Raw genomic sequence first — 12,533 nt, 5'->3', positions numbered from 1 at the left:
TCGTGCTGAAAGAAGTTTTACAATAACGAAGTTACACAAAATATCAATTCTAAATGAATTTGTTTCTGGCTGTACTAAGATGAGCGATGCCCTCGATTGCCTACCACGGCATTCATCTCCAAGTGTAGGGAAGAACTACCCACACCAATGAAGAAACTACCGATTAATCTTGCCCTCACCTATTCATCAACCCTGGTTGGGTTCCTGCTTGTTCTACTCTTGGCAAGAGTGCTGGGCGCCGAGCGGTTTTCTTGGGTAGCGTTGGGCCTTGCTATTGGAGGATTCCTAGTCCCTCTCTTCAACCTAGGAAGTGACCGAACCTTTGTTCGAGATGCTATCGCACGAAAACAGATTGAGCCTATAGACAGGATGGTCCTGTCCAATCTCAATCAACGGATCTTCATGCTAGTCCCTATCTTGATTGGGCTTTATTGCGTCACTCCCATTTTTACCAGCACAATCCAAGACGCTATTTCCTTGATAGGATTTTCTCTATGGGCAGGTCTTATTGGGCTGTATCCTGCCTCCTGGTTTGATTATTCGCACGATGTCAGACGTCAAAATCTAATTGTGCTCGCGGAGCGGAGTGTCAGCTTATTTTTGGTTTATATTCTGTATCTCTTCGCAGACAAGGCGCCAGATCTCTTAGCGATTGGCATAGGTCTCTTAATCACAAGAACAACCTCCATATTTCTACAGATTAGATCCTGGTGGATTCACCACGCCTCCATGGCATTTGCATTAAGCTTTGCCCCAACACCTAAGAATCATAATGGAATAAATTTGCACATAACTATCGCCACCGTGGCGAATGCCTTGTTGACATACGGCAATCAGCTTCTCCTGGCATACAATAATACTCCCGTAGAATTATCTTCATACAGTTTGGCTTTTCAAATGATGATGATAGTCTTCCTATTTCAAGGACAAGCCATTCGCCTATCAAACAGATCTATTATGGAAGCATGTTCTTCCAAGAAAGCATTCCTGCGATCTATCTCGCACAATGCCGGAATTCTTTTTGCCGGGTCTACCGTGCTTGCATTTGGTGTGTGGGTAGCCATTCAGGTCTTACCGCTCATTCTCGCAGATTCCCGCTTCCTAACCATGTCTACCTTTGCCATACCTCTTTGTATCTGGGTTTGTTTAGCAGGAGTTGGATTTTCAGTCTCACAGCACAGTCTTGCTTTAGGGCACGAACGCTTTCTTTTGGTGACTTCACTAATAGGAGGATTTATCGCATTACTACTCGGCTCATGGTTTATACCCAATTACGGAGCATTTGCCGTAGCATTGATACTACTTACTGTCCACGGCAGCATGATGTTGGCTAATGCAATCTGGTTACTCCATAGCATCAGCATTAAGCAGTTATGGGAACGATCCGAACCATAATCAGGACAACCGCTTATGGTCTGCGCACGATGATTGAGGAAAGATTACGGTACAGACATGACCATCAATAGTGCTGGCAAACTAAAGACTAGAACGGCAACACTTGTCGGATACCACGGCTACCAAAACCTGGGAGACGATATCTTTAGAAGGTTGGTGTGCCAGTGGCTCTACAGCTCTTTCCAAATTGAGACTATATACATAAGCACGAAACAAGATGGAACAGTTTGCTGCGACTCGCAAATGCAGATAGTTCCGTTTCGATCCTTCTTTACATACATCAGTAGACTTTTGTGGCTAAGCGTTTTTTGCAAGTCTCTGAAAAGCAAAGCACTGATATTTTCAGCTGGATCCATTTTTACGATTCAACCATTTTGTCTTATTTATCTTACGCTTCGCCTTCTGAGGCTGCTTCGCGGAAATGAGTTACGAGTATTGGCTATAGGAGTGTCGATTGGCCCGTTTCATAGCTCTAGCGATCAACATTGGTGTCTAAAGTGCCTAGCATTAATGGACTACGTGTTAGTACGAGACTCTCAATCCAAACTGTTAATTGATGAATCTGGGCACACAATTAACGTGCACGAGTCTTTCGACTTGGCGCTGTGCTGGGGGAAAGTACCAACCGTCCCTAAGTTAGCTGGCAGTGTTCCCATCCTTGGACTGGTGGTTACGGAAAGGGCATTCGGTACGTGCACTGCTGAACACAGCGTTAACTGCGCTGGCATGCTGCAAGTCGTACGGGAGATGGCTACGGAGATTAAAGAACTTCGCGTTAGGATTTTGTGTGTCTGCAACGATGAAAGCGACGGCGATAGACTTATCTCACAGCACGTGTATGAGAATTTGTCTAGTCCGTTAGGCAATGCACTCGAGTTAATATATTACGAAAATGACAAAGTAGAAGAAATGCTCGGCCTCATTGCAGAATGTTCATCCCTCATTTCAGCTAGGATGCATGCGGGAATAATGGGAACGCTGGCTTCTGTTCCTGTATATCAGATTTCGTATGCTGATAAGATTAAAGAGTTTTATATCCACTCCGAACTATCAACCCAATATCTTGCCGATCACACCAATTTAAGCCATGTCTCTCTATCCGAATTCCTATCCAGGTCACTGAAGGGTCAGTTGCAGGATTTCGCCCACACTCAAAAGATGATTCTGGAGGAAAAAGGGAGGCAAATTACTACCAAGCTAATGGAGCTAGCGGAACAGTCTAAGCCGAATCACTGCTAACTACGACCAGCAGACTTCATAGCATTGGTATACATTTGATTGTACAAGTCTCCACGGCTAGACCACGAATAATAAGATCTTGCCAGCCCTTGTGCAGCCACTTTTATTTCATTGCACCTCTTTTCATTGCCTAACAATTGCACAATTTCGTGCCCCATACTGTCATAGTTCACAACTTGAAGGAAATGGACGCCAGGCTTACCTTGTGGAATACCTGAAAAGGTATTTTTAAAACCTACCACTGCCAAACCTGCCGCCATAGCCTCGATAACCTTATTAACTATTCCACAGTTCTGATCAATCGGAGCTATGGCAATTCCTCCCATACGATAGACATCTGCTAAATCAGGAATATAACCAGTAAACTTTACCTCTGGGAATCCACTATACTCTTCCATCAACTTACCAGCATCTGGCCCAATTTTCCCCACCACATTAAGCCTGACAGATGGATAATGCTTCTTCACAATAGGCCAAGACTGGCTCAAAAACCTTTGCAGACCTTTTAAGTGAGTGCCTGTCAAGGTTGCAACAAAGATAATGTCTGAGTTGGAGGAGGTGGAAGCTGTCAGATGAAACAAAGTATCCTCAGCGCCATTCGGAATGACGGACACCCTCAGATGCGGATTAAGCTTAAGTAGATAGTTTTTATCCGTTTCGCTCATCACTTGAATCTGATCAAACTGCTGATAGGCAGATGCTTCATAGTTCAGAGTGCCGTAGTACTGCCATTTCTTGTATATGTATTCTAGGCCCTTGAAGTAACCAGCGTGCAGCGCATTCTCCAGTGTGAGCGCATAGCTATCATTTATTGACGCGACTGTGCCGACTCCTGCAGGAGCGGCGCTCAAGTATTGCACCATTGGAATGAGGTCAAAATGAATCACGTCAGGCTGAAATTTGCTGATCAGTTCAACTAGCTTTTCTCTAAACACAGCAGATCGATACTTTTCAACAAACAGTAATCTTTGACCAAGTATGGCAGCTAATTGCACCGCAAGCGGATGTCGCCATGGAATTCTTTCCAGCAGACTTCCGCCACTACAGAACTTTGCTGTGATACGACTAAACCGATCGATCACTTCACATGTTTCAGCAGTAAGGACGGCCAAAGCGATTTCATGCCCCGCTTGACTCATCAGTCGCATGGCATGAAAGATTGGTATCCTAACTCCATTATCTGGTGGAAATGGCACCTCGTTCGCGACAAATAGGATCTTCATGGCTCTTCACATATCATCCAAACTCAGAAACTCGACTGAAGTTTTTTGTTCTCATAGATGCAAGAGGGTCACTTGCCCACCCTCATCACAAACCCAACTCACTATCTCGCAATCAGCATGGCATTGGCAGTGTTTTGACCTTCCCTCTCCCAGATTTTCTGCCTTTGGCAACAAAGACGCTCCACACAGTAGAGACAACCAAGGATCAACACGAGTTCCTTAAAATACAAAAGCAGCATTCCTCCTGCGCTTAACACCTTAACCCACAGGATACATAATAATGGCAAATAGGCATGAAAGGTTGTCTCAAAGGTAAGAAGCGTATCTTTGATCCACATCGTCAGATACCTAAATATCCATCCAAGGCCGAAGCAACCCACTACCAGCAATGGCTCCCCTCCAATCAAATACAGAACTGAGAATTGCGTCGTTCCAAATGCCGTTACGGCCTTGTCTTTTTCATAGCCATATAATTTCTCCTTTATTAAATCCATTACGTTATCGCTGAACAGGCTGTCCACAAGAAACGTTTTCCCCTTTCCCAATTTAATTGCCGCATAATATGCATCTATCCCATTGATACGATTGTATATAGGAGCGAGAGATAGGGATGACATGCTCTTCTTCTCCCGATCTTCTGCTTTCTCAATAGCTTCTGACATCGTACGACCACTAACGATGTAGTTGCGATATTCCGCTACAAATGTATAAAGATTAATCGTCGCAACCATGATCACAATAGCCGCTATGCCAACAAAGCGACGCCTCCGCGGCTCCATGTAGCCGTATACATCGATTAAGTAGAACGCTATGATGAGTCCTTGAATCACAAGCTCACTCTTCCATCCTACTCGCACAGCTAATAACACATTGAGGAGTATCAGACACAACCCCAGCAGTAAACCTCGGCGCTCGTTCAAGCGAAGCACGCAGTAAAAGTATAGATTGACTAAAGCAAACAATGTGGGGCGGGTCAGCAGATCCAATAAACCAGCAACTAAGGGAACGCCAACCATTTGAGGCTTTACACCTGGCAACCCTATGCTTAGATACGTTTGAACTATGACCTTCAGAAGCATCAAACCTAAGATTATCGCAATAAAATAGCTGTGCCGGAGAACAACCTTTCCTCCCCTGTCAAGGGAGCGGCCCTTGCCTCCGATCAAGAAACCAAGGAAAAGAGCAATGATCCCTGGAACCACGGTATAGAACGCATCAGAGATTTCCCTCTGCACAACATTTGCCTCAAACAGTTGATGTGAAACCCACGACGACATTGGGTCATGAAGAAGCACTACCACTTTGAGCGGATAGGCAATCCAAACATAAACACTCAGTACCGCGAACATGATGAATGCAACACTGTTACGTCGAAGAAGCAATTGTCCGATTAGTATTATGGAAGCATATAGCGTTACGACAACTGAAAGAATCGTTTGATCTTCAGAAGATCCTTTGGAAGTCATAATGCCTACCAATGCGATGACCAGCGCTATGACATTAAACGCTTGGGCAATATTAACTTTCTTACCGCTAACTAATTGCTCGTCGTTCATTGTAACAGTGCCCACGCTAGTCGAAGCACAGACTATTCCTTAATTGCTGATCGCTCACAGGACTGATCAGAGCGCAGTTACCCAATGATCATTCGTGCGTGTAACCCTAATATGTAATCCGCTTTTCAGTTCCTTGTTGTACCGTTTTCCTTAGAAAGACCTCAGAACAATTGTTCAAACCATGATACGCCGGCAATGAGACATCGAGACAACCTTGCCTCAACTAGAAACTCTCGTAAGCGCGATTATAGGTGAGAAAGGCATAACCAGCACTGAAATGTCTCACTCTTCGAAACATGGCTTAGGTTAGAATCTGAGCGGTTTTCTCACCGCACTGGGCCAGCAAACACAGTACGAAACGGCTCCCGAAACAGAAATTAGGCCCCACTACGAAGGCTGCGGTTTAGTTTAATAGGTTACCACTCGTCACTGGTTTACAGATAAACGAATACTCTTTTGCTACGTTATCTGTAATTTTTACTGACCCAACATAGTGAGCACAGTTCTGCCCTGTTTCCATCAAAGACAACGGATAGCGCCCTCCACTCAAATTGTTATTCGCGATGGTCACATCGTAAACACGACTCACACTCGGTGGATCCAACTTATCAGGGTCGGTCCAGCGAGCCCCCTTCGAAAACGGAAAGGGCAAGAGATGGATTCCAACGCCGGTACTAGTCGAAGAATTACTGATTACTTTGTTATTCGTGATCGTGACATTCCGTGGTCCATACACATAGATCGCTGCACCACGATCAACTGCACCAGCATTATAAGTGAGCGTGTTTCCTTGAGCGATGATGTTAGTTGGAGCACCCTCTTTGTTCGTTACGTCAGCCTCATGCCCGATATACAACAGCGCAATTCCCGGATACCACAGCCCCGTCAACTTCGAGGCCTCACGGGTAATCTTATTGTTGACGATTGAAACATGATACGAATTAGCCACAAAAAGTCGTCCATCTACTCCAGAGAGCTCATTGTCATGAATATTGATATTGCGTGAGAAGTGAATACCGATCATGTCATCACCGACGCCACTAATCCTGTTATGAGCAATTTCTGCCCCATCCCATTGATTGAGACCGAATCCCTCGTTTCCAATTAGATCTGTGCCCTCAGCGACCACGAGATTATTGGTGATCTTGAGGTTCTTACGAATACAATTCGCGTCGCCATTCCTAATAATGTTGTTGTTATTTCCTGATGACGTTGGACCATATCCGTATGCACCAACAATGAACACATTGTTGGATATCGTAGCTCCCTCCGAACGCCACAAGAAAATGATTCGTCCGGTGCCTGGCCCTACTCCTTTAAAGGTTACATTCTGAATCCTACCGGACCATTTTTGCTTTAGCTGCTGTACCCCGCCTATCCCTACATTCAGTACATACGGTACCGAACCAGTGTTTAGATGTATGCTACTGCTTGAATCGGCGCCAACTAAGTTACCTTCCCCCCACAGATAAAGCTCTTTTGTTATGAGAAACTGTTTATTAGCAGGAATTACACAGGTCACTCCTTGATTTGAACAGGCCGTCAATGCCTTTTGGACTGAGGAAGTATCGTCCACTACTCCATCACCAACCGCTCCCGCATATGCAGCTATATCTATTGCGTTGCCAGCAAGAGCCAGCGGTTCAGACCGTGCAGGCCAATTACTCAGCGTCACTATTGTTAATACCACGGTGATCTGTATGAGCACTGACACCTTATTAGGTATAACCCACCTCAATTTTCACCTCACTCTCATGACTTAGCCGTGTGTAATGATATGGGGTAGAGATGCAGGTAACAAACGAAAATGGTTTTTACGACATATTCTCTCTTGGTCAAGAAATAGACAATGAATATTGCGACCCAATAATAAGACCGGGATACATATCTACTCTAGACAATGAAGAATGGCCCTAACCGAAGCATGTAATGAGGGAAGACTATAATGGCGAGAAACTACTTATCATATCAGCACCCGTTCCAAACACCCCACATCCGCTCCGCCGCTTTACCATCTCACATCGGTGGAATCGCCCCTTTCCTCCACTGCCCCGCCATCAAGCGGCTGAGTGCGGGAGGAAGCGTGCTGGGATCGGTTCCGATGAGCTCGTTTGTGCCGATTGTGATGGTTTCAGGACGTCCGGTGTTGTCCCAAATGATCGCAACATTCTGAGAATCGCCGTTTTCCCCAGAAGTGTTCTTTCTCTACCGCCTCTTACAGATATCCTCTCGACTTTCGTGCGCGAGAAGTTCACACAGGTTAGGCAGCGTGTCCTGTGGACGTCCTTGGACGATGGGCCGGAGCTCCATGCAACATACCCTCAACACTGATATCCTCATCGACATCAGGCCAATGAACCCCCTGACCGTCGCCAAGGATCTCCCAATGTTGTCGCTGCTTCTCGGTAGCGTTCGCCAACCGCCATGACCAGACCAAGGGTACGCTGATCGTCCGTCCATCCACCAAATGCGCAATAATCTCATCCTCGGCGACTTCCACGGTCATGACGCGAGGGTCAGCGATCTTCGCGGCAGTGTTCATGCCATGCCTCCATGATTGGTATCACCGTGGATACCGGGACAGGCACCACCGAAGACTGTGGAGCCGGCCTCGTATCAACAACCTGGGCGCAACAACCTCTCCAACTGTGCCACGATCCGCTCCGCCGCCTTGCCATCCCACAGAGGCGGGATCTGCCCCTTCTTCCACTTTCCGTCCATCAATCTCGACAGTGCGGGTGCTAGCTTACTTGGGTCGGTTCCAATGAGTTCATTCGTCCCGATGGTGATGGTCTCTGGACGTTCGGTGTTGTCACGCAGAGTCAGGCAGGGAACGCCCAAGACGGTGGTCTCTTCCGTGATGCCACCGGAATCGGTAATCACACCCTTGGCGTGCTTCACGAGATAATTGAATTCCAGGTAACCGAGTGGATCGACATAATGCAGTTGCGGTGTCTTACTATCGAGTTCTCGAAGATTTTTTGCGGTCCGTGGGTGAACGGGAAAGACCACTGGCAATCCCTTCGTGCCGTCGCTAATGGCACGGAGCAAGTCCAAGAGTTTCCGTTCACCATCAACATTGGCAGGTCGGTGCAGCGTCACGACAAAAAACCGACCAGGTGTGAGCTTCAGCGACTCCCAACAAGCCGGAGGTCGTAAGCGCGGCATATTCTTGAGCAAGGTGTCGATCATCGTGTTGCCGACGAAGAAGATTTGATCATCCGTCGCCCCGGCACGACGCAGGTTGTCATTGGCCGTTTCGCTGGTCGTAAAAAACCAGTTCGTGATGGAATCGGTCACGACTCGATTGATCTCCTCCGGCATCGTCCAATCGCCGGACCGGATGCCGCCTTCCACGTGACCGACAGGTACTCTCAGCTTTCGCGCAGCGATCGAACAGGCCATCGTACTCGTCACGTCTCCGACGACCAAACAGAGGTCGCTCCTCTCTTTCAGAAGAACGTTTTCGTACCCGACCATAATACCGGCGGTTTGTTCCGCCTGCGTCCCCGACCCCACCTCAAGATTGATATCTGGGTCTGGGATTCCGAGTTCTTCGAAGAAGCTCCCGGACATGGCACGATCATAATGTTGACCGGTATGGATGAGCCGATACCGTAGCTGGCTGCCACGACACTCAGCCTCTTTCAGCGCCTCAATGATCGGCGCAATCTTCATGAAATTAGGCCTCGCGCCGGCGATGATATCGATGCGTTTCACTCAACACCTCACAGTATGTGGTCAAGACAAAATCTTAGGTCGCCATTGTAACCGACTTGGCGTGTCGTTCAATCAATAACTCGATTGGATTCGCGGGGTGGTCCGCAAGAAGGAGGATAGCTACACAGACAGGTTCACGCTGGAACCGACAATCCGACAAAAGACACCTAGAAGTGCACTTCGCGTACGGCGTGACGGTTGACTTGGAACCACTGGACGGTTTTCTTCAATCCGTCGCGCAAACGATGGCGGGCCTGAAAGCCGAAGAGTTGTTTCGCTCGGCTCACATCGAGACACCGCCGAGGTTGGCCGTTTGGCTTCGTGGTATCCCACTGGATGTGGCCGTCAAATCCCACGTCACGTGCAATCAACCCAGCAAGATCCCGAATGGAGACTTCTTCACCGGTTCCCAAATTGACCGGCAGACTCCCATCATACTGTTCGGCCGCGAGCAGAATCCCCTCGGCGGCATCCTCGACATACAAGAATTCACGGGTCGGAGATCCATCACCCCACAATGTAATCGATGCGCGCCCTTCCTCTTTGGCGGTTGCGCATTTCCGTATCAATGCCGGAATCACGTGTGAGGTTTCCAGATCAAAATTGTCACGTGGCCCGTACAGATTCACGGGGAACAGCACGATGGAGTTAAATCCATATTGGTCGCGGTAGGCCTGCGACTGTGCCAGCATCATCTTTTTGGCCAATCCGTACGGGGCATTGGTTTCCTCAGGATATCCGTTCCAGATGTCGTCTTCCTTGAACGGAATCGGTGCGAACTTCGGATAGGCACAGATGGTTCCCGTTGCGACGAATTTTTTCAGCCCCTGCTGACGCCCTACCTCGATCAGCTGAGCTCCCATCATGAGGTTGTCATAGAAGAACCGTCCGGGGTTCGCTTGATTCGCTCCGATGCCGCCGACTCGGGCCGCCAAATGGATGACGACATCCGGTTTGGTGTCGCCGTACAACTGCTTCACGGCATCCATCTGCACCAGATCATAGTCTCGGCTTCGCGGCACCGCGATCTGTCCACAGCCCTTCGCGCGTAACTGGTCCACGACGAAGGAACCAAGAAACCCGGCTCCTCCCGTCACGACCACACGTTTGCCTTTCCAGAATGACGACATGTCTTTCTAAGCCCCCTAATTTCGCTTCCTCGTCCCATCCAATTTTTCTTTTTCCGCCGCCAAATCCGCATCGACCATCATAGCGATCAATTCTTCGAATTTCACTTTGGGCTGCCATCCGAGTTCCTTCTTGGCCTTACCGGCATCTCCGATCAGCAGATCGACTTCCGTCGGCCGATAGTATTTCGCATCGATCTTGACGTGTTTTTCCCAATCCAACTGAAGCCGATCGAACGCCAGTTCCAACATTTCCTGAACGGTGTGGGTCTCCCCGGTGGCAATCACATAGTCATCGGGCGTGGGAGCCTGCAACATCATCCACATGGCCTCAACATAGTCCCCGGCATAGCCCCAGTCGCGCTTCGCATCGAGGTTGCCCAAAAATACATCTTGTTGCGTGCCGAGCTTGATACGAGCGGCCGCCTTGGTGATTTTCCGCGTGACGAAGGTTTCCCCTCGTCGCGGCGACTCATGATTGAACAGGATCCCGTTACACGCAAAAAGATTGTAGGCTTCGCGATAATTGACGGTGATCCAATAGGAGTAGACCTTGGCGGCTCCGTAGGGGCTCCGCGGATAAAACGGCGTCGTCTCCTTCTGAGGCACTTCCAAGACTTTGCCGAACATTTCGCTCGATGAGGCCTGATAAAACTTCGGCTTGAGCCCGGTCTCCCTGATCGCCTCAAGGAGCCGGATGGTTCCAAGCCCGGTGATCTCTCCGGTGTATTCAGGAATGTCAAAACTCACGCGCACATGGCTCTGAGCCCCCAGGTTGTAGATTTCATCTGGTTGCACGGTCCGGAGGATCCGATTGAGTGAGCTGGCGTCGTTCAAGTCACCGTAGACCAAGTGGAGCCGGCGATGCGGCACGTGCGGGTCTTCATAGATTGGATCGATACGGCCGGTGTTGAACGAGCTGGAGCGGCGAATGATGCCATAGACTTCATAGTCCTTGGCAAGGAGAAATTCCGACAAGTATGACCCATCTTGACCTGTGATGCCGGTAATCAGTGCTTTTTTCACGAATACTCCCTACCTAAATGAATGCATCATTATTGCCCGCTTTGTTAGACTAGTCTACTCGTATCATGTAAAAAGATCGTTAAGAAAAGATTCTTGCGGCCACTTGGACACTCCAGGTACCATGAGTCAAATGGACGGAGGAGAAACAAGACGTTGACAACTGTTCCGACTCACCAGATACGTCGCGGCGGGCTGCTTCTCTCTCTGATCATGGGCGGGCTGCTTGTGGCACACGCGATCAACGCGTTTGTCGCAGACGCACTTTACCTGATACCTGCTCCTCCTCCTGGAGCCGGTACCGTCGGCTCAGGAGGCGCTCCAGCGCTCACGTCCTATTCGCCCAGGCAAGCGGTCGAGCAGATTCGGTCAAGCGGCCTCTTCCTGCTTCCACCGGCACCGGAGGATGGAGAAACGAGCGGCACGAGCTCTGAGCGTCGAGGCGGCTCCGGTACCGTCGTGCGTGCCTCCCTCGGCTTGGCAGGCAAGCTGCGATTAATCGGTGTCGTGCTGGGCGATCAGCGCGGAGTCTTTGCCATTATTGAGGACCTCTCGGCAAAACAGCAGTCGTTGTATCATCTCCACGAATCGATCCTTGACCTTGGTGAGGTCACCGAGATCCGTCGCAACGGAGTCGTGATTCGCCAAGGGAATGTGGAAGAGTTGCTGGAGCTGGCGCACGCGGAAGGCCCATCCGCCGCCGTCAATCCCACCGGCACCCCCCTCCCTCCTAAGAAACCATCGACCTCCGGAACTCCTCTGCGAAAGGTCGTCGATCGGCGAGAGGTGGAACAGGCCATGAGTGATCTCCCCAAACTCCTGTCACAGGCCAGAGCCGTCCCCAATATGGCCAATGGGGCGGTCAATGGCTACCGATTGGACTACATCGCCCCGGCCAGCTTTTACGAAAAGATCGGGGTTCAGACCGGAGACGTGTTGCAGCGCGTCAACGGAGTCGACATCCGTGACCCCAGCACCATGCTGAGTCTGCTCCAACAGCTCAAAAACGAGCAGATCGTCAAGCTTGATGTGGTTCGGAACAACCAACAGTCGACGATCACCTATGAATTACGCTGACCCGGAGTCGGCCATCCCCTTACTTCCCTGAACCCCATCCCCGACTATCTTTGTCAATACAGCGATCAAGTTGAACGCGGTTGGAACAGGCCGGGACGCGCAAGACCTTAATTTTACAGAAACAACTCGGCACGTCCTTGCCAGGCTGTGAGAAGGAAGAGTATCTTTACATC

General features: G+C 49.2%; 10 protein-coding genes. 3 read left to right on the top strand and 7 right to left on the bottom strand.

The genetic code is table 11. The annotated features are described in order from the left end of the window. Window positions 1-147: 147 nt before the first annotated feature. Both IPM58_01975 and IPM58_01970 read left to right on the top strand, forming a co-directional pair. Complete coding sequence (locus tag IPM58_01975) at window positions 148-1,395, top strand: hypothetical protein (protein ID MBK9305870.1); 1,248 nt, start codon at window positions 148-150, stop codon at window positions 1,393-1,395. 57 nt (window positions 1,396-1,452) lie between these two features. Beyond that, complete coding sequence (locus IPM58_01970; protein ID MBK9305869.1) at window positions 1,453-2,634, top strand: polysaccharide pyruvyl transferase family protein; 1,182 nt, start codon at window positions 1,453-1,455, stop codon at window positions 2,632-2,634. Here IPM58_01970 and IPM58_01965 read toward each other — a convergent pair. The 7 genes from IPM58_01965 to gmd all read right to left on the bottom strand — a co-directional run bounded on the left by IPM58_01965 (window position 2,631) and on the right by gmd (window position 11,286). Beyond that, on the bottom strand, window positions 2,631-3,857 hold the full coding sequence (locus IPM58_01965; protein MBK9305868.1) for a glycosyltransferase family 4 protein: 1,227 nt from the start codon (window positions 3,855-3,857) through the stop codon (window positions 2,631-2,633). The two genes, IPM58_01970 and IPM58_01965, sit on opposite strands and share 4 nt — an antisense overlap. A 101-nt stretch (window positions 3,858-3,958) precedes the next feature. Further along, complete coding sequence (locus IPM58_01960) at window positions 3,959-5,413, bottom strand: hypothetical protein (protein MBK9305867.1); 1,455 nt, start codon at window positions 5,411-5,413, stop codon at window positions 3,959-3,961. Window positions 5,414-5,816: 403 nt separating this feature from the next. Beyond that, window positions 5,817-7,121, bottom strand: coding sequence for a right-handed parallel beta-helix repeat-containing protein (locus tag IPM58_01955; protein MBK9305866.1), 1,305 nt, complete (start codon window positions 7,119-7,121; stop codon window positions 5,817-5,819). A 552-nt stretch (window positions 7,122-7,673) separates the two neighbouring features. Continuing rightward, window positions 7,674-7,955 carry a DUF2442 domain-containing protein gene (locus tag IPM58_01950; GenBank protein MBK9305865.1) on the bottom strand — a complete coding sequence of 94 codons (282 nt, stop codon included), beginning with the start codon at window positions 7,953-7,955 and terminating at the stop codon, window positions 7,674-7,676. A 74-nt stretch (window positions 7,956-8,029) separates the two neighbouring features. After that, a complete protein-coding gene (wecB, locus tag IPM58_01945) occupies window positions 8,030-9,133 on the bottom strand; it encodes a UDP-N-acetylglucosamine 2-epimerase (non-hydrolyzing) (protein ID MBK9305864.1) in 1,104 nt (367 codons plus the stop codon). Window positions 9,134-9,300: 167 nt separating this feature from the next. Continuing rightward, on the bottom strand, window positions 9,301-10,263 hold the full coding sequence (locus IPM58_01940; GenBank protein ID MBK9305863.1) for a GDP-L-fucose synthase: 963 nt from the start codon (window positions 10,261-10,263) through the stop codon (window positions 9,301-9,303). A 15-nt stretch (window positions 10,264-10,278) separates the two neighbouring features. After that, on the bottom strand, window positions 10,279-11,286 hold the full coding sequence (gene gmd, locus IPM58_01935; GenBank protein ID MBK9305862.1) for a GDP-mannose 4,6-dehydratase: 1,008 nt from the start codon (window positions 11,284-11,286) through the stop codon (window positions 10,279-10,281). A 153-nt stretch (window positions 11,287-11,439) separates the two neighbouring features. Between gmd and IPM58_01930 the strand changes: the two genes are divergently transcribed. After that, window positions 11,440-12,360, top strand: a complete 921-nt coding sequence (locus tag IPM58_01930; protein ID MBK9305861.1) for a hypothetical protein — start codon at window positions 11,440-11,442, stop codon at window positions 12,358-12,360. Window positions 12,361-12,533 lie beyond the last annotated feature (173 nt).

It is taken from the genome of Nitrospira sp. (genome assembly GCA_016715825.1).
Classification (GTDB): domain Bacteria; phylum Nitrospirota; class Nitrospiria; order Nitrospirales; family Nitrospiraceae; genus Nitrospira_D.
Note: the sequence above shows the minus strand (reverse complement) of the source record. Positions and strands in the feature narration are given on the sequence as shown.